This window comes from Aeromonas sp. QDB14, assembly GCF_027707845.1.
Taxonomy (GTDB): domain Bacteria; phylum Pseudomonadota; class Gammaproteobacteria; order Enterobacterales; family Aeromonadaceae; genus Aeromonas; species Aeromonas caviae.
This window is the reverse complement of the sequence record NZ_JAPCJD010000020.1, coordinates 13,830-37,238: the sequence shown is the minus strand read 5'-3', so window position 1 is coordinate 37,238 and position 23,409 is coordinate 13,830. Positions and strand designations below refer to the sequence as shown.

The window sequence follows — 23,409 nt, the reverse complement described above, 5'->3', positions numbered from 1 at the left end:
ATGCCGTCAGTTGATTGTCGATTCCCCGGCAGAGGCGGGGAGTCAGGGCTTGACCTGCCCCAGCCGGGTGAAGAAATGCCGGCTCTTGCGCTGGTGGAAGTGGCTCTTCTTGATGGGATGAAACACCAGGTCGCTCTGTGGGTGACTCCCCTTGAGGTGGTGGATCATCGCCATGGCCGGTAAGCCAGTACTGACGAGCGTGGTGAGCGGCAGGGTGACGGTCTCGGGTCCCAGCAAGGGTGTGAACCCCTGCTGGGCCTGCTCGAAGCGGGTCAACACGGCGGGTTCGGCGTAGCCGCTGCCCAGCATGGCGAGCAGGGCATCGAGCGCCTGATTAAACTCGGCCAGCTGCTGGCGAAAGCCGCTGCGGCTGCGCAGGGCGATCAGCTCTGCAAACGGGATGTCGCTCAAGTGAGTGGGCACTTGCAGCGGGATCTCCAGATGGAAGCAATCCTGACCACCGCGGTTGTGATAGCGGGATTCAAGCAGGTGGAGCAGCCGGTCCAGATAGTCGTGATCGGTAATCAGCGCCCCGTCATTGGCGAGAGCCCACTCACGGGCGAGGCGCATGGAGAGCAGGTTGGCAAAGCGGCGCGCCATTCTGATCCCCCCTTCATCCTGCGTCGCAAAGCCGTGGGTCAGACAAAACCCGTGCAGCCGTTCCAGTCCCGCCTGAGCCGGGCAGAAGCAGTCGTGGTTGGGGGCTGAACGCCAGCGGGCGATGAGCTCCCTGTTGCCAAACACCTTGTGGCGGACAAAATCGGGGGCGACCAGGCCAGCAATCTGGCTCTCCACCTGGGGCGTGATATGGGCGAAGAAGGCGGGTTGTGGCGGCTCGGCCAGCAGGTCGGTTTGCTGGCGCAGGGTCTCCAGCAGGGCGGTGAGACCGCTCTTATCACTGACGGTGAAGACGAAGGCGAGCCGCTCCAGATAGAGCAGGGCAAACTTGAGCCAGAGCTCGTCGCGTACCTCCATGCCGGGGTAGTAGATATGGGTATTCATGGATGCTGTGTTGCCAGGATGCAGGGGTGGGAATATACGCATGATTGCCCGGATGCGGCAAACTTTGCGTGGGGGAATGTGAGCGGCCGCTCATGCAGTAGGCGCTGGTCACAAAGTTCTGATATAATTCGCGCCCTTAAATCAAGGCCACCCGAGTCATTACCATGAAGTTCATTATCAAGCTGTTCCCTGAAATCACCATCAAGAGCAAGTCGGTTCGCCAGCGCTTCATCAAGATCCTGCAGGGCAATATCCGCAATGTCCTGCGCCGCTTCGACGACGATGCCCGGGTGCGGATGGATTGGGACAAGCTGATCGTGAGCTCCCGCAATGACCAGTTCCGCGAGCAGGCCATCGAAGCCCTGGCCTGCATCCCCGGCATTCAGGCCTTCCTCGAGGTGCAGGCCAGCAAGTTTACCGACCTGCACGACATCTTCGAGCAGGTGAAAGCCGTCTGGGGTGATCAGCTCGAGGGCAAGACCTTCTGCGTGCGTGCCAAGCGCCACGGCAAGCACGAATTCTCCTCGCTGGAGATTGAACGCTACGTGGGCGGCGGTCTCAACCAGCACTGCGTGAGCAACGGTGTGCGCCTCAAGAACCCGGATGTGAAGATCAACCTCGAGATCGATGGCGAGGAGCTCTTCATCGTCAGCGCCATCCACCAGGGGCTGAGCGGCATGCCCATCGCCACCCAGGAAGATGTGCTGAGCTTGCTCTCCGGCGGGTTTGACTCGGGTGTCGCCTCCTTCCAGTTCATCAAGCGCGGCTGCCGGGTGCACTACTGCTTCTTCAATCTGGGTGGGGCGGCTCACGAGATTGGCGTCAAGCAGGTGGCCTATCACCTGTGGAACCGTTTCGGCTCCTCCCACCGGGTGCGCTTCACCGCGGTGGATTTCGAGCCCGTGGTGGCCGAGATCCTCGAGAAGATCGACAACGGCCAGATGGGGGTGGTGCTCAAGCGGATGATGATGCGTGCCGCTGCCAAGGTGGCCGACGAGTTCCAGATCCCGGCCCTGGTGACCGGCGAGTGCGTTGGTCAGGTTTCCAGCCAGACCCTCACCAACCTGAACGTCATCGACCGGGTGACCGACAAGGTGATCCTGCGCCCGCTCATCACCTGGGACAAGCCGGACATCATCAGCGAAGCCCGCCGCATCGGCACCCTGGAGTTCGCGGAGACCATGCCGGAGTATTGCGGCGTGATTTCCAAGAAGCCGACCGTGAAGGCCGAGCTCTCCCGCATCGAGGCGGAAGAGGAGAACTTCGACTTTGCCATTCTGGACAAGGTGGTGGCCGAGGCCCGTTACCTCGACATTCGTCGCATCGGTGAAGAGACCGCTGCCGAGGTGCAGGAGGTGGAGACCACCGCCGAGAGCGGTGACGACGAGGTGATCCTGGACATTCGCTCCATGGAGGAGCATGACGACAAGCCGCTGGTGGTGGAAGGGCGCGAGATCATGCATATCCCCTTCTTCAAGCTGGCCACCGCCTTTGGTGACTTGCCGAAAGAGAAGACCTACCTGCTCTATTGCGATCGTGGCGTGATGAGCAAACTGCAGGCGCTTTACCTGAAAGAGAAGGGCTTTGCCAACGTCAAGGTCTACCGTCCGTGATGTGACGGCAAGACGCGTATAAAAAATCCGGCCAAGGCGCCGGATTTTTTATTTCACTCGGATGAAGGTAGACGCTCAGGGGCAGGGGACCGGGGTGAAGGTTTCCTGACCCTGACAGCGCCAGCCCATCTCGGCCTGACGCATCTGCCACAGGTTGTTGCTGCGAAACAGGGTCAGGATGTAGAGCATGTCGCTACGCTGGCCATCAAGGGCCACCGAGAGCACCAGATCGTTGTCCAGCTGTTGAGCATGGATACGGGTGGGTACATCTTCATGGCCCACGAAGCGGCGAGCCACTTCGCGATAGTCGTTGACCCAGCCTTGCTGACTGCTGCTCGCCTGACGGATCTGCTGGTTGAACTGCTGCACCGGGGTGGATGCCAGACGCCCGAACAGGGCCTGTGCCCCCGCATGAGCCGCTGCCACCATCATCAGAACAAGTGTGGTAATGAGCCCAAGTTTTTGCATGAGGTTTTCCGGCTTGAAACGACCCCTGTATGACAACAGAAAAGCCGGCTTGGTTCAATCTTGTCCCTGCCGGGATGGGATCTCGCCCACTCTGAAGCTTCTCAGTTGCGCTGCAGCGAGAAGGTGGGCAGGGAGAGGTGCCAGTAGATGGCCGCCACCCGCAGACCAAACACCCCGAGCATGCTGATGAGCATGGCGCTGACCCTCTCTACCCCGACCTCCAGCGACAGGGTATAGAGGATGCCGCCCAGAATGCAGGCGGTGGCGTAGATCTCCTTTTGCAGCACCATGGGCACCTCCCGGGCCAGCACGTCACGGATCATGCCGCCCGCAACCCCCGTCATGGTGCCCATGATCACCGCAATGAGCCCGGGTGTGCCGAAATTGAGGGCCTTCTGGGCACCGATCACGGTAAAGAGCGCCAACCCAAAGGCGTCTGCCACCGGCAGCACATACCAGGGCATGCGACGGGGCAGTTTGACCATCCACATGCCGATGAGCGCCGTGGCAATGACCACCCAGATATAGAGGGGGTCGCGCACCCAGAAGACGGGGGTTGCCCCCAGGATCATGTCGCGGATGGTGCCACCCCCGATGGCGGTGACCGCCGCCAGCACCATGACACCGAAACCGTCCATCCTGAGGCGGCCCGCCACCAGTACGCCCGAAAACGCGAATACCGCAGTACCAAACATGTCGCTGATGTAAACGATCTGCTCAACCAGAGTCTGCATGGAGAACAACTCACGTCCAATAGATGATGGGGCGGCGATTTTAGGGGCAAGGTGTGGGGATGAGCAATGCTGGCGTGCAAAAGTGGGAGCCAGCGCCGGTTTCTGGGAGACGGGTGGAGAGTGACCACAACGCCATGTCTGGTGCGGGGCCCGGGCCTCTGCTCGTGGGTGTGCAGCGCACCATGGCAAAAAACTCCGATTTTTTTCTCAAGAGTGGGGGATAGAGGCCGATATATAGGTTAGGCGGCAATTACTGCCATAAAGGCAGAAAAAAGAAATTAAAGTCTTACTAAAAGACGCCGTTAACTAAACATATCAGGCACAAAACAAAATAAAGCCTGAGTGAATTAAAGTTAAATTTTAATAGCTTAGGAGAAGAATCATGAGTCTGTATATCAATACCAACGTTTCATCGCTCAACGCTCAGCGTAACATGATGAACAGCACCAAATCCCTGGATACCTCCTACACCCGTCTGGCCTCTGGCCTGCGCATCAACAGCGCCAAGGACGATGCGGCAGGTCTGCAGATCTCCAACCGTCTGACCTCCCAGATCAACGGTCTGGACCAGGGCAACCGCAACGCCAACGACGGCATCTCCCTTGCTCAGACTGCTGAAGGGGCGATGGATGAAGTGACCGGTATGCTGCAACGCATGCGTACCCTGGCTCAACAATCCGCCAACGGTTCCAACTCCGCCAAGGATCGTGAAGCCCTGCAAAAAGAAGTGGATCAGCTGGGGGCCGAGATCAACCGTATCTCCACTGCAACCACCTTCGCAGGGACCAAGCTGCTTGATGGTTCATTTAGCGGTACTTTCCAAGTAGGTGCTGATGCCAACCAGACCATCAGCTTCAGCCTGAGTCAGGCCAACGGTTTCAGTATCTCTGGAATCGCAGCGGCAGCGAACACCACGGTAACGGCAGCAAGTGGTGGTACCCTTGCGGTCGATGCCATTTTCACTAACGGAGCTGCAGCTGGCGGTATCAGCATCAGTACCCAGACCAACGCCCAAAACGTGCTGGCGGCGGTTGATTCCATGCTGACCGTGGTCGACAGCAAGCGTGCCGAACTGGGTGCGGTGCAAAACCGTCTGGACTCCACCATTCGCAACCAGGCTAATATCTCGGAAAACGTCTCTGCCGCTCGATCCCGTATCCGCGATGCAGACTTTGCGACCGAGACCGCCAACATGACCAAGCAGAACATCCTGCAACAGGCGGCTTCCAGCATCCTGGCCCAGGCCAACCAGCGTCCCCAGTCTGCACTCTCCCTGCTGCAGAACTAAGGTCCTGATGCCGAGAAAAAGAAAAGGGCGGTTGTTCAGGCCGCCCTGGTAAACAAGATGGAACAATGGGGTGTTCGGATTTACGCCTTGTTCTATCGAAAGAGAAGTTCTCTTATTGGTATACCCCTCGAGTGTTGCGCAGATCGTTCACTCTGTCACCCTCGAGGTTGTTCTCCTGAGCGTAAGCTCTTCTTTGGCCGACATTGTCGGCCTTTTTTATGGGCGCCGAAAAAATGGCGACACAGAAAACACTGCACAACCCATGCCAATTTATGGCATCAGATATGAAAAAGGCGGGAGAGGATCAAGGGAGGGGGAAATGAAGTGGCCGATGGGCTACCAAGGCTCCGCTTTCTCACTTTAGTGACCTGGTATGCATAAATTGTTTTAAAGGTTCTGAGAGGCAGGCCGTTACAGAAGATGAAGCAAATCGAGGGGTGTTCGGAAAACCAACATTTGCGCAACTGCGGGTCCGATGTCCGTTCAAACAGAGGGCCCGCCAGATGAGACAGACCGTTCAATCTGTCCATCTGAACGGTGGGAACCTGATTGTGTATGACACAACACACAGGGCCCGCAGTTCCTTGTTCATCAGGAGAGACCTTTTATGGCCATGTTTATCAACACCAACACTTCATCACTGAACGCCCAGCGTAACTTGATGAACACCACCAAGTCGTTGGATACCTCTTACACCCGTCTGGCCTCCGGCCTGCGCATCAACAGCGCCAAGGATGATGCGGCGGGTCTGCAGATCTCCAACCGTCTGACCTCCCAGGTAAACGGCCTGGACCAGGGCAACCGCAACGCCAACGATGGCATCTCTCTGGCGCAGACCGCTGAAGGGGCCATGGACGAAGTGACAGGCATGTTGCAACGCATGCGTACTCTGGCACAACAATCTGCCAACGGCTCCAACTCCGCCAAGGATCGCGAAGCTCTGCAGAAGGAAGTGGATCAGCTGGGCTCCGAGATCAACCGCATCTCCACCGATACCACCTTCGCTGGCACCAAGCTGCTGGATGGAAACTATAATGGCAGCTTCCAGGTAGGGGCGGATGCCAACCAGACCATCAGCTTCAGCCTTTCTCAAGCTGGGGGTTTTAGCATTTCCGGTATTTCTGCTGCAGCGAACACTACTGTGACGGCAGCGAGTGGTGGCACTCTTGCCGTGAGCACCATCTTCTTGAGTGGTAGTGCGGGTGGCATCAGTATCAGTACTCAGACTAATGCGCAAAACGTACTGGCCGCCGTCGATTCCATGTTGGGTATCGTGGACAGCAAGCGTGCCGAGCTGGGTGCGGTGCAGAACCGGCTGGATTCGACCATTCGCAACCAGTCCAATATCTCGGAAAACGTCTCTGCCGCTCGCTCCCGTATCCGTGATGCAGACTTCGCCACCGAGACTGCCAATATGACCAAGCAGAACATCCTGCAACAGGCGGCTTCCAGCATCCTGGCTCAGGCCAATCAGCGTCCGCAGTCGGCCCTGTCGCTTCTGGGCTGATGACATATGACAGGGCGGCAGTCCATGCCGCACTGCTCTAAAAAGGAAGCATTTTATGCTTCCTTTTTTATTGAACCCCTGTCTTTCTGCTTGCGATAGGCAGTTGTGGCGTTTGCCACAGCTCAAGTGATGAACATCGGTAAGGTAGTCTGCACGATGACATTCTCCTGGACCGATACCTCGCGATAGTCCCGGTCCGTCTTGCCTCATGATGACTCACAACCAGCCACGACTAACCCGCAGCATCGAATGTGACGTTATCTTTCCACTCCGCTCATGGTTGTCTGATTGCCAGACTCACCACGGCAATATTCTCTCCGGCTATTTCTGCATCAAGGGAGGAGGTACTTTGCCACCTGGGTCGCCAAAAGCGGCAAGTATTTTCCTAAAGCTTCCGGCAGGGCTGCCGTTACAGATGATGAAGCAAATTGAAGGGTGTTCGGAAATCCAACATTTGCGCGACTGCGGGTTCGACGTCCGTTCAAACAGAGGGCCCGCCAGATGAGACAGACCGTTCAATCTGTCCATCTGAACGGTGGGATTCTGACTCGCTTGATGCAAGCAGGACCCGCAGTTTCTTGTTCATCAGGAGAAATCTTTTATGGCCATGTTTATCAACACCAACACTTCATCACTGAACGCCCAGCGTAACTTGATGAACACCACCAAGTCGTTGGATACCTCTTACACCCGTCTGGCCTCCGGCCTGCGCATCAACAGCGCCAAGGATGATGCGGCGGGTCTGCAGATCTCCAACCGTCTGACCTCCCAGGTAAACGGCCTGGACCAGGGCAACCGCAACGCCAACGATGGCATCTCTCTGGCGCAGACCGCTGAAGGGGCCATGGACGAAGTGACAGGTATGCTGCAACGCATGCGTACCCTGGCGCAACAATCTGCCAACGGCTCCAACTCCGCCAAAGATCGTGAAGCTCTGCAGAAGGAAGTGGATCAGCTGGGGGCGGAGATCAACCGTATCTCCAAAGACACCACCTTTGCCGGTACCAAATTGCTGGATGGCAACTACAGCGGCAGCTTCCAGGTCGGTGCGGATGCCAACCAAACCATCGGTTTCAGCCTCTCCCAGGCTGACGGTTTCAGCATCTCCGGCATTGCGGCTGCAGCCAACACGACGGTGGATGTAGGTACTGTCATTGGTACCGCCATCAACGTTACCGCCATCTTTGCTGCCGGTAGCTCTATCAGCATTAGCACTCAGAGTGGTGCTCAACAGGTTCTGGCTGCTGCTGATGCCATGTTGGGAGTAGTGGACAGCAAGCGTGCAGAGCTGGGTGCGGTGCAGAACCGTCTGGACTCCACCATTCGTAACCAGGCCAATATCTCGGAAAACGTGAGCGCAGCACGTTCCCGTATCCGCGATGCAGACTTTGCGACAGAAACCGCCAACATGACCAAGCAGAACATTCTGCAACAGGCGGCTTCCAGCATCCTGGCCCAGGCCAACCAGCGTCCGCAGTCTGCACTGCAACTGCTGGGTTAAGCGGGCCGTAACGTCAACATCATTGATATGAGGAGCAGCAGATGGGCAATGAATCGATAGCCATGCCTTCTGTTTCTTCGACGCTAACTCAACATGGCGGCCCTCAGGCCGCCATGCCTGCTTCTTCATCCGTTGCGGGTGGACATGATGTGGCCGAACAGAAAGGCGTCGAGTCGGCAGCCAAGGCATCGCAGGAGCCTCCGACACACATCAAGACAGTCAAGCCGAGCATTGACAAGGTCTATATAGAAAAACAGGCCCAAGAATTGCAGGAGCGCTTGGACAACTTGAGCAAGATGAAGGGATGGACAATCAACTTCAGTCTGGTTCCCGAGCTGGAGCAGCCGGTCATCAAGGTCATTGATGTGGATACCAAACAGGTTATCCGACAGATCCCGAGTGAAGAAATGCTCTTGATGAACAAGAGGTTGCAGGCCATGGAGCAGGCAGGGAACACCCTGCCAAGTCTCTCCGGGCTGTTGTTCGATGGCCAGGTGTGACCTGATATTTTAAGTCGATAGACAGGAGGATGTGATGGCAATTACTTCAGCAGGGGCGGGGTCTGGACTCGATCTTGAAAGTGTGATCTCGGCGAGTGTTGCAGCGAAAAAAGCTCAATTGCAACAGCCGATCATTACCAAGCAAAACAGTACCCAGATCTCCTTGTCCGGTATCGGTCAGCTGAAATCCTCCATCTCTGCCTTTACCGACATTCTGGATAAACTGAGTGCGCCAGGTGCGTTCAACAAACGTGCCATCAACATCACCCAGAGCAAAGATGACCCCATTTTGAAGGTGGAGAGCAAGTCTGGTGCTTCCAACGGTCAATACAACATCATCGTCAATAAGTTGGCGGAAACGAGCCGCCAGGAGGGGATCTTCGACAGTTCGACCACCCCTCTGGCGACTCAGAATGGGCAACTGACCTTCAAGGCGGGTGACAAGACGTTCAAGGTTGATGTGAAGGCTGGGGACACCCTGCAAGATATCCGTAAAAGCATCAACAGCAATGGCGATAACTTCGGCCTGAGTGTCAACATCGTAAACACGGCTGATGGCAAGGCCAAGCTGGTGATCGACTCCGGTATCTCGGGAGACGGCAAGGATTTGACCATCACCGGCGATAACGCCGAGCTAGGGGTCTTCGAAGCCGGTGGCGGTGTGATGAGCCAGACCCGTGCAGCCAGCAGTGCCGAGATTAACGTGGATGGCAACGTCCTCAAGAGTGATACCAACACCTTTGATGATTCCATTCAGGATCTCAAGGTGACGGTACTTCGCGTGTCGGATAAAGACAGTGCGGGGGATCTCAAGGCAAACAAGGTCGATATCACGACCGATAAGACCTCCATTCAGGAGCTTGTCCAGCAGTTCGTGGATGGTTACAACACTCTGCAAGACAAGATGAATTCCCTGGGCAAACGCAACACCTTCGTGGGTGGTGTGAAGCAGGACGATGGCGGTGCCCTGGCCGGTGATTCCACCACCCGAGCGATCGAGTCTTTCATGAGCAACCTGCTGGTCAGCCCTTCTCAGAACAGCGGTACTTATTCCACCGTCTTTGAGATTGGCATCAAGATGGACAACAAGGGAAAACTGTCCCTCGACAAGACGAAGTTCGGGGAAGCTGTCGACAAGAACTTCGATCAGGTGGTGGCCCTGTTTGGGGGAGAGAAGGGGCTGGCATCTACCTTGAATTCTGGCCTGAAAGAATATACCAAGAGCGGCGGCATGCTTGCGCAACGAGAAGATGTCCTGAATTCGGATTTGCGTGCGCTGACCCAAAAAACGTCGACGGCCAATGCCCAGTTGACGAAGTATGAAGCGGCATTGCGCGCCCAGTACGGCAGTCTGGATGCCTTGTTGGTCAAGATGAACAGTTCTGCTTCTGCATTGGCAACATTGCAGACGAGTTATCAGAAGTCTTGATAGATCGAGAGTGTTGAATTATGTACAAGCGCAATATCAAAGCATATACAGCGGGTAATTTGGCGGCCGATCTGGCCACTGCAGACCCTCACCGTGTCATCCAGTTGATGATGCAGGGCTGCCTGGAGCGACTGGCTCAAGCCAAGGGAGCCATTGAGCGCAATGACATGGAGGCCAAAGCCACTGCCGTCTCCAAGGCACAAGGATTGCTTCACGGGTTGCAGGATGCGCTGGACATGAGCCAGGGGCGCATGGCGGAGGATCTGTATGGGCTTTACGCCTATATGGATGAACGGGTATGGGATGCCAGTCTGAACCGGGATACGGCGCCTCTTGATGAAGTGATGACTCTGATGCTGACCATCAAGTCAGGCTGGGATCAACTGCCTGAATCCGAAAAACACCAAGGTTATCAGATGAGACAGCAGTTGGGTGAGCTGTGAGCTCCAGGCTTGCCGTGCTCGAAGAGGCACTGGACGAGAATGCCCGCCTCCTGGAGACGCTGTTGCGGCAGCAGCAATATGATGATGCCTTGCAATGCATGGATGACAGGCTTGTCTTGATCGATAAGCTGGTCACGCTGGCCAGCGGCGAAGCGGCAGAGCAACAGGCGGTAGCCGCTCTGGCCGTCAGATTGTCCGTTCAGGAAGAGGCCATGAAAAACCTGGCCGCCACTCATCATCATGCCATTTTTGAACAGTTGACCCTGTTCGGAAGAGCCAGCAAGGCCGGTCAGGCCTATCGTGTGAACAGCAAGGAGTTCTGATGTCGCTCAATGTCGATTCCGCCCTGATGCAAGCTGAGCAGGATGCACTGCGACTCCAGCAGCAGGCAGAACAGGAAGCCGCCATGGCAGTGGCGTTGCCGCTGAGATTTGAACAGAATATGGCGGCATTCCGTCGATATATTCCCCATATCGCCGATACCTATGAGCGTTACCAACCCGCTCGCCCGTTCAGGTTCTTCTGCAACGAGAATGGTCAACCCAATCTTGAATGGCTAGACGATGGCGTTGCCGTCTACGGCAACGAACCTTACCTCATCTGTGAGACCCTGGTCACCGAGTTCATGGAGAAAGGGGGCCTGTCCAAGTTCTCCTTCAGCCAGGAGGCAAATCCCCTTGGCTTTATGCATGTCGAGTATCTCAACAAGCTGAATGCTTACCTTGACGATATTTCTGAGACGGAGACCCAGCTCGAACATGTCCCCAATGAGGTCCCCAGCGCCCTGGTGTTTGGCGTCGGTCTCGGATACCACCTTGGCTATCTTTATGAAAGGTGCAAGATCGGCACTCTGTTCCTCTTCGAGCCGGACCTGGATCTCTTTTACGCCTCCTTGTACTGCTTCGACTGGGCGCCTTTGCTCGATTACCTGCATCAGGAGAACCTGGGGATGCAGATCCTGCTGGGACAGGATGAAGAGAGCATCGTCAAGGATTTCTCCTCTGCCATTCACAGCCGTGGCTCCTTCCTGATTGCCAATGCATTCATCATGTGGGGCTATCAGAATGAAAAGATCAAAAAGCTGATCGAAAAGGTGCAGCAAGAATATTTCTTGCTGGTGATGGGGTGGGGGTTCTTTGACGACAATCTGATCGCCCTGTCTCACACCATCAATAACATCGAACGCGGAGTCCCGTTCCTGCAAAAAGATCGACGGGTCTCGCCCCAGTATCAACGAACCCCTGTTTTCATCGTCGCCAATGGCCCGTCTCTGGATGATGCCATTGCTGTCATAGAACAGAACAAAGACAAAGCCATCATCATTTCGTGTGGCAGCGCCATTTCTGCCTTGCACAAAGTGGGCATCAAACCGGATATTCACGTCGAGACGGAAAGAACCAAGATCGTTTATGATTTCCTGGTGAACCTGGATGATCCTGAATATCTGCGCGATGTGCTGTTCCTGAGTACCGATGTCATTCATCCTGACTGCGCGACGTTGTTCAATACCTCGGCACTCGCATTCAAACTCAGTGAACCTGGCGTCGTGCTTTATCGCAATTATTTCCCCGGTTTACAACCTTGTGCGGCCCTGGGGGGGGTGAACCCCCTGGTCGGCAACATCGGTGTCAGTGCTCCCATCCACCTTGGCTTCAAGCATCTTTATCTCTTCGGTCTGGACAATGGGTACAAGCACAAGGGGCATCACCATTCCCGGCTCAGCTCTTACTACAACAATGAAGAGAGTGCCGGAACCCTGGGTGAGATGATGTATGGCGACAGCCAATGGCGGCGAGAAGGGAATTTTGGCGGTATGGTCATCAGCAACGCCATGTTTGATACCTCCCGCCATGTCATGGAGCAAGCACTGGCGGCCAATCCCGATGTACAGTGTTTCAACTGTAGCGATGGCGCCAAAATAACCCATACCAGAGCCTTGCCCAGTGTTGAAATCAGCTTCTCCCAGCGCGTTGACAAGACGGCGTTGCTGGGAGAAATCGCATCGTTGTGCGCCCCTATTCCACTGTCCAAAGAAGACTTTTCTTCTCTGCTCGATGTCGAGTTCTTCAATATCTTTATCGACAAGATGATGGAGGAATGGCAGCAGCCGTTCACGTCGCGCAACGAAGTGAACCAGTTGATGTTGCGCAACTTTGGTTACCTCGCCCAGATTGCAGCCACACGGCAGCAGCATATTACCCAGACCATGGTCGGCTCAATGAACTATGTGTTTACGCTGTTGAGCTCCGTTCTCTATTCGTTCGAAGGTGAAGAAAAAACCCTGCAACTGATGAAGCCAGCCATCGCGTTGTGGCTGGAGTTCCTCGGGAAGGTGAAGGCGATGTATCCAAGAGCACTCGACAGTGTGGACATGATAGATAACGAAGTGATGGCATTGTTCAGAAAAAAAGCGGGTAGCAAGGTGTGAATCTCCCCTGGAAGGGGTTATACAAGCCATGAGCCTTGCACGAAGAAAATACCGACCCAGGGGTCGGTATTTTTTATCTTTTTGGATAGGGGTTCTGCGCTGCGAGCAACCTTGCATCCTTTCGCAAGATTTGCACGGAGATTAGGGCATCCGGTTCCATTTCTGCGCTACCGTCGTGATGCTGTACATGTTCAAACAGACGGTGGTAACCCGGATGCCAACCAAACAGCTCCCCATAGTTCATCTTGTAGCTGAATAAATGGGCATGATGCTGATAGTCGTTGCGATAATGTCCTGCCGGCGGGTTGAAATCCAGTATGGTCATCAGGCCCCGATCGGCCAGTAGCGCATCGCTGCCAGCGGCAATCTTGAACAAGTCTTGGGGATCGCACAGATAGAGGCAGAAGCCGAAGATGATGAGATCGACAGGTTCTATATCGGGCAGACTGTCGGCCGTTCCGACTGCAAGGCGCAACCCGGGATAGCGTGTGCTCCCGTCTTCAATGGCGCTGGCCGAAGGGTCCACCCCATAGCATCGGGCACCGTAGTGCTCGGCCAGCTGCGCCAGCCGCCAGCCGTTGGCACAGCCTATCTCCAGGATCCTGGCAGGTTTGCAGCCCAGATACGCCAGCGCCTTGAAGATAGGGTCGCGGTCCAGGGACTTGGCGAGGATGGCGGCCTTGTTGCGTTCGTACCACTCGTTCCCTTCCCGGGACATGAAGACCTTCTTCTGATGCATATGCCCTCCCATTATTTAAAAACGTCGTTGTTTACCGGCGTGTTTGCCAATATAGGTTGAGTAACAGTTTTTCCTATCACATCAGGAAGATATTTGGGCGCCAATCCAAAGCCAGGACGTACACTGCGCACCGCATCTGCCGTGATGGTTTCTCCCACCTGCAGGTCTTTGACAAAATAGAGCGATCGCCGGAATTTTACATTCTCTACTTCGCTGGATTTTCGACTGTAATCCACTTGGCCCAGTGCAGACCATGCTGTTTTGGCGCCAGTACACAACTGCTTCAACTCTGCCGGTTCCAGCGAAAAAGTATCATCAGGCCCCCCGCCATTTCGATCCAGAGTAAAGTGTTTCTCGATGATCGATGCCCCGAGGGCAATACTGGCAATGGCCGTGGTATTGTCGAGCGTATGGTCTGACAACCCGGTCACCAGCCCGAAGCGTTGTTGCATATCCAGCAGGGTGCGAAGATTGTAATCCTCTGCTGGGGCTGGGTAGCCGCTGACACAGTGCAATATGGCCAATTCTTTGCAACCACCTGCTCGGGCAGCGTCGATAGCCTCTGCAATCTCTTCGGCATTCGCCATGCCTGTCGATATAATCATGGGTTTGCCTGTGCCGGCGACATAGCGGATCAACGGCAAATCGATTGCCTCAAAGGAGGCGATCTTGTAAGCCGGAGCATTTAAATCTTCAAGAAGATCCACTGCGGTGGGATCAAAGGGAGAGCTGAAAATAGTGATGCCGACTCGACGAGCATGTTCAAATAATGGGGTGTGCCATTCCCAAGGAGTATGGGCCCATTCGTATAGTTCATATAATGTTCGACCTGACCATAACCCATCTTTTATTTGAAAATCAGGTAGATTGCTATCCAGTGTGATTGTATCGGGACGATAGGTCTGTATTTTTAGCGCATCGGCACCAGCTTTCTTAGCCTGCTCAATGATGTTGAACGCGGCCTGAAGATTACCATTGTGATTCGCTGACATTTCGGCGATCACATAAGGTGAGAAGGTCGGCCCAATCTTTCTGTCCGCGATGGTTATGTATTTATTCATCTTTTACTCTCTCTAGCGTTAGCTTGTATTTGTGGCCATGAAGCGTGAAAAACGCAGGGAAACGCTCAGGGTCACACACTCTTATCAGTCCAAATTGGCTTGCAATAGATAGCTGAGGATCTACCTCGCTATCTTCCGCATTTCGACGTGGATAATATGTTTCCTCAATCAAGGCCGACTGCTTTTGAGGTTGAATGACATGGAAATTAGTCACAGCGTAATCCATCAGTTCCGATTCTGCTGCAAAAAGCAACTCATTGATTTCATCATAAAGACTATGACTCGGAATATGGACGTGGCATTTGTTCCATATATCACCACTATCAATCCTATCTTCAGCTTCTAACAAGCTCACTGTGATATTCGTAGCACCACCAATGATCTCCCATATGTGTGGGCTCCAGCCCCGTCCTCGAGGAAGATCACTGGCATGAATAACCAACGTTTTTTTAAATCGACTCCGCTCAGACGCAGTAATTATTTCGGAGCAGGAGATCAGAAATAATAAGTCACCTTCTGACAACTCACTTTTCCTACGGACAAGTTGAATCGTATGTCGTGTACTGTTTCTCTGAACCCAGTCATTGAGCATCTTATTGACTGGGTGATTTTCTGAGGTACAAAGAATGGTGATATTCATGTTATTGCATCCGCACTATGACGTCATGGCAGCCATTACCATCGGTCAGCATGGCACCGTTCAAACACATTTTGCTTAGCTGTTGTCGGTCAGATTGCAATATCAACATTGCATCGTGGAACTTGGCCTCAAAATGAGGATCCGCAGGTGAACCGAGCAAGATTGCCCCTCCCTGGTGATGCAACGCATTCCCTATCGAGATCTGGTTTTGCGCCAGAGTGACCATCAGGGTGGGGACTCCCAGGCAGCAACGCTCCCAGGACGTACTTCCTGCTGCCCCAATGGCGAGGTCACATCGAGCCATGCGTTGCGCCATGTCATTGACACCGACCAGGATGTCGGTCGTCCACGGCATGGTGGATGCGGTGTGTCTGACCTGTTCCAGCCAGGGGGCGTTAGCCCCCATCACGACGCAGATCCGGCAATCATCAGGTAGCGTACATTGCTTCAACATGTCGAGGATGTCCCCGGTCGCATTGGGCAGATCGACCCCTCCCATGGAAATCAGCAATTCGCGCAGACGAGGTGCTTTCCGGCGATCTAGGCTGTATGCCCTCAGCCGGGCGAACTCAGGACGAAGCAGTGCGTAGCGGGGACCCATCAGGAGTGTGCAATCGAGGGGAATGCGGTCTCGATAGTCATCGGCCTGGCGGCCCAGATTCTGATCGAGCAGCAGGTCACAGTCGTGCGAGCGGTCGGCAAGGTCATCAATCACCATGATATGGTCGACATGGGCCCGCAGCATGCCCTCCCAGTGGGCGTCGAGGGCATAGTGATCCACGACCAACCAGTTCGGACGTCGTCCGGCCAGAATGGCCTGGGTCTGTATTGCATCCCGCGTCTGGTCGCATCCTAGCCAACCGGCGTGAGCGAGTAAGGATCCCCCCGCAGCGTCTTGCTCTGAGTCAGGCACAACATCAAGTAGATGACAGTGGTGGCCACGGGTACGGATAAGGTCAGCAAGGTGTCCCGGATGGGCACGACAGACAAACCAGCACTCGGCCCCCAGTTCACTCAGTGCATCGGCCAGGGTCAGGCAGCGCATCACATGGCCAGTCCCTGCCTCCAGCGATGCATCGACTCGAAACACGATATGCTTGTCGGCCAGCGTCATGCCGGCAGACTTGGCTGCTGGAGTATCTGGCAGCACTCAGCGCACCTTGAACACCGGCTGGATAGGCTCGCCATTCAGGGCCTGATGAATGGCTTTGTCCGCATCCAGCCGTATAAGCGCCGGCAGGACCTCGGCATAGACGGCCAGCAGGGTCTGTACATCCTGCTCGCTGTGGGCAAGGTTCAGGTTGTGGCTGCCGAGGCTCAGGATGCCCCGCTTGCACAGCTCCTGGATGAAATAGCTCTTGAGCAGCCAGCTGGAGTGGTTGGCCGAGTCGCCGATGAGCAGGAAGCTCCAGCTCGGATGGCCGGCGCTTTGCAGCCAGCTCGGGGCATCCAACTTTTGCAGCAAGGCATCGAGCCCGCTCAGCAGCTGCTGGCCGCGATCGGCCAGCCGTGCAGGCACGTCGAGCCGGCGCATCTTGCCGATCACGGCGTTGGCCGCCGCCAGGGCGATGGCATCGCCGCCGAAGGTGCCGGAGAAGAAGATGTCCTCCATGCGGCGCATGTACTGGCGGCGACCCACCACGGCGGAGATGGGGAAGCCGTTGGCCATGCCCTTGCCGAAGGCGGCCAGATCCGGGGTCACCCCGAACAGGGTCTGGGCGCCGCCGAGGTGGAAGCGAAAACCGGTGATGGTCTCATCGAAGATGAGCAGGGCGCCGTGCTCGTCGCACAGCTGGCGCAGGCCGGGCAGGAAGTCCGGAGCGGGCCAGGCGACGTTCATGGGTTCCAGGATCACGGCGGCAAACTCGCCGGGATGGGCTTCCAGCTGGGCCTTGAGGGAGGCCAGATCGTTGTAGTCGAAGCGATGGGTGAGCTCGCGCACGCACTCGGGCACCCCCAGGTGGCGGGTGGTGGAGCCTATGTACCAGTCCTGCCAGCCGTGGTAGCCGCAGACCGCGACCCGCTCTTGCCCTGTGACGGCGCGAGAGAGGCGGATGCAGGCGGAGGTGGCATCGGTGCCGTTCTTGCCAAAGCGAACCATCTCGGCGCAAGGGATGAGCGTGATCAGCTGTTCCGCCACCTCGGTTTCCAGCCGATGGGGAAGGGAGAAGATGGAGCCCAGGTTGAGCTGCTCCAGCACGGCCTGGTTCACCTCCGGATCGCAGTAACCCAGGCTGATGGCGAGCAGGCCGCTGGCAAAGTCGAGATACTCGTTGCCATCCACGTCCCACACTCTGGCACCTTGGCCGCGCTCGATAAAGAGCGGGGCGGCGCCGTAGGGGAAGCAGAGGCGGCTCTTGGAGAAGGTCTGGGACCCTAAGGGAATGCTCTGCTCGGCCCGGGCTGAGAGGGTCAGTGAATGCTGATACCGTGAGGTCATGAGTGGTTCTCCTTGGCCAGCGATCGCGCCAGCCCCTCATTGCGTTGATGTTGAGTGTTCAGGGTCGCCAACTGCGGCTCACGAGCCAGCAGGGCGAGAATGTCGTCGGTGGCAAAGGCCGGGTTTGACGGGTAGAGGCGCTGATATATCTGCTCAACCAGGGCGAAGTCGGCGGGCTCGTCCACCGTCCAGCGCAGGTGGGCCAGGCTGGGGGTGCGGCTAAGTGCCCCTATCTTGAACTGATCCGCATGCTGGCGGATGTAGTAGGTGACGTGCTCGCGCTGGGTCGGGGTGTGGGCGTACTCGGCCAGCAGCGCCAGGGTGGCGACGCTCATGATCTCCGCGTCCAGCCCATCAGGGTAGCTGGGATCCCAGCAGTTGCTGCTGTAGTCGTAGCCGCCGGCCAGATGCAGCTCGATCAGCTCGTCGATGAGGGCGGGATCCGCGAGGGGGCAGTCGCCGGTGAGCCTGACAATCTGGCTGGGGTCAAAGGGTTGCGCCGCCAGATGAAAGCGTTGCAGCACGTCGTCCAGGGGGCCGCGAAAACAGGGAACATCCAGTTCTGCGCAGAGCGCCGCTATGGCCAGATCGTCGGCCTGGTCACTGGTGGCAACCACCAGCTGATCCAGCCTGGTCGAGCGTTGGAGTCGCTCTATCTGGCGGGCGAGCATGGGGGCGCCGAGCAGAGGCTTGAGCACCTTGCCAGGCAGCCGGCTGGAGCCGGCTCTGGCCTGCAGGATACCGAGGATCATGATCTACTCCACATGGCTGGGTTGATGAGACCGGGCTCGTCGCAGGCGAGGGCGGCCAGCTCGTCGTCATGGCACGGATGCAGATGGGCATAGGTCGAAGCGATGGCCGCCAGCTCATGGGCATGACAGACCCCCACCACGAAGCGGCTGACCTGGGGCAGGGCCGGGATCAGGGAGAGCGCCTTGTGGAGCGGGGAGAGATGGGGATGCCACTCATCCAGCCGCGCCAGTGGTTCACCGAAGGTGTCGAAATACGCGGGACGAAGCTCCGGTTGCATCAGCAGCAGGCCTTGCAAGAAGAGGGAGCGCACGTGGATCTCACACCCCTGAGCCTGCAGCCGGTCGAGCCAGCCTGAGCGCAGGAAGCGCTGATCGAGCAGGTTGGCGGGGAGCTGCACCAGCTCCAGGGGATAACCCTGCGCCAGCCAGAGTGCCAGCTCCTCGGGGGAGTAGACGGAGACCCCCACTTTGCCCACCTTGCCCTGTCGCTGCAGCTCTGCCAACTGCTCGAACAGGGCAGGGCTGGCATCCTGGCTGCGGTGCAGCAGCAGGCCGTCCAGCCTGGTGCGTGCCAGCCGTTGCAGGCTGCCTGCCACCGAGGTGGCGATCTCTACGGCCTGGATGCCGGGGGCCAGCTTGTTGATCAGCTGGAAGTCGGCGGTATTGTACATCCCGAGCCTCGCCTCGGCCTTGCCGTAGGCCTGGGCCGTGTCCAGGGTATCCACCCCCAGTTTGCGGGCCAGAGCCAGAATGGCGTCGAGCTCCTGATCCTGCACTTCGCCTGCGCGGTTGCTGATGCCGTAATCGAGCCCGAACTGGACCGTACCCAGTGCTAGGCGCATAGCACCGACTCCAGGGTCTGAACGACCTGATCCTGCTCGGCCAGGGAGAGGCCGGGGAACAGGGGGAGGCTGATGGCTTGTCGATAATAGGCCTGGGCACCGGGATAGTTGGCGGGGTCGTGGCCGAGATCACGGTAATAGGGTTGGGCCGGGATGGGCATGTAGTGGACGTTGACGCCGATCCCCGCCTCCCTTAGCCGGGCAAATACCCGATCCCGGTCGGTGACCCGGATCACATAGAGGTGATAACCACTGCGCCTGTCATCCATTTGGCGCAGGGGTTGTACCGGCAGCCGGGTTAGCAGCTTGTCGTAGCGGGCGGCCAACTGCTGGCGCCGGTCGATAAACAGGGGCAGGCGAGCGAGCTGGCTTAACCCCAGCGCCGCCTGGATATCGGTCAGGCGGTAGTTGAAGCCCAGCACCTGCTGCTCGTAGTACCAGTCACCCGGACTGGCAACGCTCAGTTGCTCTGGGTCCCGGGTGATGCCATGGCTGCGATAGAGGCGAAGCCTCGCGGCCAGCTCGGCACTGCGAGTCGTGACGGCGCCCCCTTCCCCGGTCGTGATGGGCTTGACCGGATGGAAGCTGAAGACGGTCATGTCGCTGTGGGCACAACTGCCGATGGGCTCTCCCTGATAACAGGCTCCCAGGGCATGGCAGGCATCTTCGATGAGGGACACGCCATATTCTCGGCACAGGGCGCCTATCTCGGCGAGATCGCAGGGCTGGCCCGCGAGATGCACGGCGACCAGGGCTTTCGGCTGACGAGCGCTGCCCTGAACCCGTTGCAGCTTCTCGCGCAGCGCCGTCACGCAGAGGTTGCCGGTTGCGGAGTCCACGTCGACGAAATCTACCTGGGCGCCGCAATAGCGGGCACAGTTGGCGGAGGCGACGAAACTGATGGCGGATACCCAGACCCAATCCTGTTCGCCCAGCGCCAGCGCGGCGCAGGCAAGGTGCAGGGCCGTGGTGCCGTTGCTGCAGGCGATCACGTGGGGAGCCTGGCAGTAGTCGGCCAATCCCTGTTCGAAGGCGGGGACCGCCTCACCCTGGGTGAGGTAGTCCGACTTCAGCACGGCGACGACGGCTTCGATATCTTCATCTGTGATGGATTGGCGTCCATAGGGGATCATTCGGCGAGCACCTGCTGATTCATGACTTTCAATTCCTCTATCGACAGGAAGTGGCGATTATTGAGGGAATTGTATTCAAAGCCGTGCTCGACCCGCACCGCGGTGTCACCCAGGGCATTGACGGCGAAGTCATTGTTTCGGCTGGTGAAGGTGATGCTGGGAGCGATGACGTAATAGTCGTCAAATTCATAGGTGTGGTAGGAGTCGTCAGCCGGACACATCACCTCGTGCAACTTCTCGCCCGGACGGATGCCGATGATCTCCTGGGGCAAGTCCGGCGCCATGGCGCTGGCGAGATCCGTGATGCGTACCGACGGGATCTTCGGAACGAACACTTCCCCCCCTTTCATGCGGGCAAAGTTGGTCAGCACGAACTCGACCCCCTGTTGCAGGGTGAGCCAGAAACGGGTCATCTCGGCATGGGTAATGGGCAAGCTGCTGGCCCCTTCCTTGATCAGGCGATCGAAGAAGGGCACCACAGAGCCCCGGGAGCCGACCACATTGCCATAACGTACCACGGAGAAAATGGTGGGGTGCTTGCCCGCCATATTATTGGCGGCGACGAACAGCTTGTCGGAGCAGAGTTTGGTGGCGCCATACAGGTTGACCGGATTGGCCGCCTTGTCGGTGGAGAGGGCGATCACCTTCTCGACCCCGTTGTTGAGGGCCGCCTTGATGACGTTTTCCGCACCATGGATGTTGGTCTTGATGCACTCCATGGGGTTGTATTCGGCGGCAGGCACCTGCTTGAGGGCGGCGGCATGAACCACGAAGTCCACGCCGTGCATGGCCATGTCCAGGCGCTCGGCATCCCGTACGTCACCGATGAAATAGCGCATGCAGGGGTGATTGAAACGCTGCTGCATCTCGAACTGCTTGAGTTCATCACGGGAGTAGACGATCAATCGGCTCGGCGTGTAGAGGGAGAGGACAGCCTCGATGAACTTCTTGCCAAAGGAGCCGGTTCCCCCGGTGATCAGGATCGTTTTGCCGTTGAACATGTCATGGTCCCGTTATGAAGTGAGTGTTTGTTAGATTAAAAAGCATATTTTATGCCATAACCAGCGATATGGGAGAGAGCATCGCCGTGACGAAGGCGGTATCAAGGAGTTGGCGCGCTGCTCCCGGCGATCGCCTCGCATATCTGCTCCACCGCGTTGAGGGCGCGGGGGGTGAAGCGGTGCAGTTCATCGGCGTTGATGAGGGCGAGCCGCTGGTGTTTGACGGCGTCCAGCATGGGCCACTGCCGCCAGTGATCCAGCACGGAAGGATCCCGGCCGCCAGCCAGGATAAGCCCGGGATTGGCCTTGATCACCTGCTCCAGCCCGACCTGGGGGTAGGCTGCTCCCGTCGTCGCCATGATGTTGCGTCCGCCGCAGAGGGTGATGGCCTGCCCCGGCCAGGTCGAATTATTGACGCTGGTGAGCGGCGGGTACCAGAGCTGATAGAAGACAGACAGGGGCTTGGGCTCGCCGTAGCGCGCCGCCAGGGCGTCGAGCCGGGTCAGATAGGCGCGGGCTTGCTCGTCGGCTCTGGGCGTGAGCCCGAGAAGGTGCCCCAGGCTGCGCATCTCGGTAGCCAGGGAGGCAAAGTCGGTGGGCTCCGAGTAGAAGACGGGAATGCCGAGGCGCTCGACCGGGCCCAGCATGCGGGCCTGGGCGGAGCGCCAGGCCACTACCAGATCCGGCTTCTGGGCCAGCAGCGCCTCGAGGTTGATGCTGCGATAGTTGGCCACCCTGGGGAGGTTGGCCACCTCGGCGGGGTAATCGGAGGCATCGTCGGTGGCGACCACGCGATCCCCGGCGCCGATATCGAACAGCAGTTCCGTCAGATGGGGAGTGAGGCTCACGATGCGCTGCGGCGGGGTGGCCATGGCGCACAGTGAGGTGCCCAGCAGGCAGACAAACAGGCCCAGGGCACGAAGGGAAACGCGATCAGCCATGATTGAGCTCCATCAATGTCAGGAGCAGCGAGAGCCCGAGCCAGCCCCAGCCGGTCAGTTGCAGACGCTGCAGCAGGCGCAGGGGCAGGTTGGCATCGGGTTCGCTCCCTTCATTAAATACCGGAAAGCGCACCAGCTGGCCCTGATAGTAGCGGGGGCCGCCGAGTCGGCTGCCCGTCGCCCGGGCCAGCAGCGCGAGCAGGACCCCCATGGCGGGATGGGGCCAATGCAGCGCAGGCCGCACTCTGTTGCCCAGCCCGCGCATCTGGGTCAGGCACAGGGGGAGCGCCAGCAACAGGATGGCGGGGGCGCAGAAACCCTGATAGAGCGCCGCAGCCGGGCGGCCGAAGTGGACGAACGCGCTTTGCTTGGGGTTCCACGCCAGATGGGTCAACTGGGCGAGCCGCACCAGCAGGGCACCCTGTACCCCGGCCAGGGCGAAGCCCAGCAGGGGGGCGCCCCACTGACCGACGAGGCGCAGTACACAGGTCTCGCTCACCGCCTTGTTTAACCCCATCACCGAGAGCTTGCCGGTTTCCCGCTTGAGCCAGGGGGCGACCTGCAGCCTCGCCACGACCAGCGTCTCCTGGGTCGCCAGGGCGCAGCTACCTCGGGCGAGTTCCCGCAAGGGGCGGGATTCGAGCATCAGCAGCAGGAACAGGAGGTCGAACAGGGGCTCGGACAGGGAGAGATTGCGCACCGCCCAGAGACCGGCAGCGCAGGGCACCCAGACCACCAGCAGGGCAAGGAGCCCGGCCTGGCTCTGCTGGCGCGGTGTGCCGTCGGGGCGATAGACCTTCTGGCCGAGGCGGGTGAGCAGAGGCACGGCTGCGCCGGGTCGAAAGCGTACGGGCCAGGGCAGCAGGGCCTCCAGCAGGGCGGCCCCCACCATGATGGCCGCCGTCGTGGAGGCGAGGGCGGTCATCAGAGCATCCCAGGAGGGGGCG

23 protein-coding genes are annotated in these 23,409 nt (G+C 57.8%); 9 read left to right on the top strand and 14 right to left on the bottom strand.

Annotated elements, in window-relative coordinates; genetic code table 11:
- Positions 1-42: 42 nt before the first annotated feature.
- Positions 43-1,002, bottom strand: coding sequence for a hypothetical protein (locus PG887_RS09035; protein ID WP_104455700.1), 960 nt, complete (start codon positions 1,000-1,002; stop codon positions 43-45).
- A 164-nt stretch (positions 1,003-1,166) separates the two neighbouring features.
- On the opposite strand from PG887_RS09035, the gene thiI reads away from it, so the two are divergent.
- On the top strand, positions 1,167-2,615 hold the full coding sequence (gene thiI / locus PG887_RS09030) for a tRNA uracil 4-sulfurtransferase ThiI (RefSeq protein WP_039038656.1): 1,449 nt from the start codon (positions 1,167-1,169) through the stop codon (positions 2,613-2,615).
- 75 nt (positions 2,616-2,690) lie between these two features.
- Here thiI and PG887_RS09025 read toward each other — a convergent pair whose 3' ends face one another.
- Both PG887_RS09025 and PG887_RS09020 read right to left on the bottom strand, forming a co-directional pair.
- Complete coding sequence (locus tag PG887_RS09025) at positions 2,691-3,083, bottom strand: hypothetical protein (RefSeq protein WP_041212809.1); 393 nt, start codon at positions 3,081-3,083, stop codon at positions 2,691-2,693.
- A gap of 101 nt (positions 3,084-3,184) precedes the next feature.
- On the bottom strand, positions 3,185-3,817 hold the full coding sequence (locus PG887_RS09020) for a trimeric intracellular cation channel family protein (RefSeq protein WP_043156357.1): 633 nt from the start codon (positions 3,815-3,817) through the stop codon (positions 3,185-3,187).
- A 382-nt stretch (positions 3,818-4,199) separates the two neighbouring features.
- Here PG887_RS09020 and PG887_RS09015 point away from each other — a divergent pair, with 382 nt between their 5' ends.
- From PG887_RS09015 to PG887_RS08980, 8 genes are all read left to right on the top strand, one after another.
- The gene (locus PG887_RS09015; RefSeq protein WP_042015961.1) at positions 4,200-5,105 is read left to right on the top strand and encodes a flagellin N-terminal helical domain-containing protein; all 906 of its coding nucleotides are present in this window, start codon (positions 4,200-4,202) and stop codon (positions 5,103-5,105) included.
- Positions 5,106-5,712: 607 nt separating this feature from the next.
- Positions 5,713-6,612, top strand: a complete 900-nt coding sequence (locus PG887_RS09010) for a flagellin N-terminal helical domain-containing protein (RefSeq protein WP_042015962.1) — start codon at positions 5,713-5,715, stop codon at positions 6,610-6,612.
- A gap of 601 nt (positions 6,613-7,213) precedes the next feature.
- On the top strand, positions 7,214-8,113 hold the full coding sequence (locus PG887_RS09005; protein ID WP_104455701.1) for a flagellin N-terminal helical domain-containing protein: 900 nt from the start codon (positions 7,214-7,216) through the stop codon (positions 8,111-8,113).
- Positions 8,114-8,154: 41 nt separating this feature from the next.
- Positions 8,155-8,613, top strand: coding sequence for a flagellar protein FlaG (locus PG887_RS09000; protein ID WP_233759670.1), 459 nt, complete (start codon positions 8,155-8,157; stop codon positions 8,611-8,613).
- 34 nt (positions 8,614-8,647) lie between these two features.
- A complete protein-coding gene (gene fliD / locus PG887_RS08995) occupies positions 8,648-10,042 on the top strand; it encodes a flagellar filament capping protein FliD (RefSeq protein WP_442866335.1) in 1,395 nt (464 codons plus the stop codon).
- 20 nt (positions 10,043-10,062) lie between these two features.
- Positions 10,063-10,485, top strand: a complete 423-nt coding sequence (gene fliS / locus PG887_RS08990) for a flagellar export chaperone FliS (RefSeq protein WP_042015966.1) — start codon at positions 10,063-10,065, stop codon at positions 10,483-10,485.
- A 14-nt stretch (positions 10,486-10,499) separates the two neighbouring features.
- Positions 10,500-10,808, top strand: coding sequence for a hypothetical protein (locus PG887_RS08985; RefSeq protein ID WP_233759671.1), 309 nt, complete (start codon positions 10,500-10,502; stop codon positions 10,806-10,808).
- Positions 10,808-12,913 carry a motility associated factor glycosyltransferase family protein gene (locus PG887_RS08980; RefSeq protein WP_104455702.1) on the top strand — a complete coding sequence of 702 codons (2,106 nt, stop codon included), beginning with the start codon at positions 10,808-10,810 and terminating at the stop codon, positions 12,911-12,913. The genes PG887_RS08985 and PG887_RS08980 overlap by 1 nt, the downstream gene beginning before the upstream one ends.
- Before the next feature lie 73 nt (positions 12,914-12,986).
- On the opposite strand, the gene PG887_RS08975 is transcribed toward PG887_RS08980, so the two are convergent.
- From PG887_RS08975 to PG887_RS08925, 11 genes are all read right to left on the bottom strand, one after another.
- On the bottom strand, positions 12,987-13,652 hold the full coding sequence (locus tag PG887_RS08975; RefSeq protein WP_104455703.1) for a class I SAM-dependent methyltransferase: 666 nt from the start codon (positions 13,650-13,652) through the stop codon (positions 12,987-12,989).
- Positions 13,653-13,663: 11 nt separating this feature from the next.
- Positions 13,664-14,701: a pseudaminic acid synthase gene (gene pseI / locus PG887_RS08970; RefSeq protein ID WP_199769727.1), complete on the bottom strand. Its 1,038-nt coding sequence runs from the start codon at positions 14,699-14,701 to the stop codon at positions 13,664-13,666.
- 4 nt (positions 14,702-14,705) lie between these two features.
- Positions 14,706-15,353: a formyltransferase family protein gene (locus PG887_RS08965; protein WP_104455705.1), complete on the bottom strand. Its 648-nt coding sequence runs from the start codon at positions 15,351-15,353 to the stop codon at positions 14,706-14,708.
- Between the two features lies 1 nt (position 15,354).
- Positions 15,355-16,467: a UDP-2,4-diacetamido-2,4,6-trideoxy-beta-L-altropyranose hydrolase gene (gene pseG, locus PG887_RS08960; protein WP_104456094.1), complete on the bottom strand. Its 1,113-nt coding sequence runs from the start codon at positions 16,465-16,467 to the stop codon at positions 15,355-15,357.
- Between the two features lie 36 nt (positions 16,468-16,503).
- On the bottom strand, positions 16,504-17,793 hold the full coding sequence (locus tag PG887_RS08955; RefSeq protein WP_104455706.1) for an aminotransferase class III-fold pyridoxal phosphate-dependent enzyme: 1,290 nt from the start codon (positions 17,791-17,793) through the stop codon (positions 16,504-16,506).
- Positions 17,790-18,545: a cytidylyltransferase domain-containing protein gene (locus tag PG887_RS08950; protein ID WP_104455707.1), complete on the bottom strand. Its 756-nt coding sequence runs from the start codon at positions 18,543-18,545 to the stop codon at positions 17,790-17,792. The genes PG887_RS08955 and PG887_RS08950 overlap by 4 nt, the downstream gene beginning before the upstream one ends.
- Entirely contained in the window at positions 18,542-19,387 is an 846-nt protein-coding gene (locus tag PG887_RS08945) for an aldo/keto reductase (protein WP_128271884.1), read from the bottom strand. Before PG887_RS08945 ends, PG887_RS08950 begins: the two co-directional genes overlap by 4 nt.
- Entirely contained in the window at positions 19,378-20,520 is a 1,143-nt protein-coding gene (gene pseC, locus PG887_RS08940; RefSeq protein ID WP_124245083.1) for a UDP-4-amino-4,6-dideoxy-N-acetyl-beta-L-altrosamine transaminase, read from the bottom strand. Before pseC ends, PG887_RS08945 begins: the two co-directional genes overlap by 10 nt.
- Positions 20,517-21,521: a UDP-N-acetylglucosamine 4,6-dehydratase (inverting) gene (pseB, locus tag PG887_RS08935; protein ID WP_010674303.1), complete on the bottom strand. Its 1,005-nt coding sequence runs from the start codon at positions 21,519-21,521 to the stop codon at positions 20,517-20,519. The genes pseC and pseB overlap by 4 nt, the downstream gene beginning before the upstream one ends.
- Positions 21,522-21,622: 101 nt before the next feature.
- Complete coding sequence (locus PG887_RS08930) at positions 21,623-22,462, bottom strand: cobalamin-binding protein (RefSeq protein ID WP_128271880.1); 840 nt, start codon at positions 22,460-22,462, stop codon at positions 21,623-21,625.
- A complete protein-coding gene (locus PG887_RS08925) occupies positions 22,455-23,387 on the bottom strand; it encodes a cobalamin biosynthesis protein CobD/CbiB (protein ID WP_223954958.1) in 933 nt (310 codons plus the stop codon). The genes PG887_RS08930 and PG887_RS08925 overlap by 8 nt, the downstream gene beginning before the upstream one ends.
- Positions 23,388-23,409: the final 22 nt, after the last annotated feature.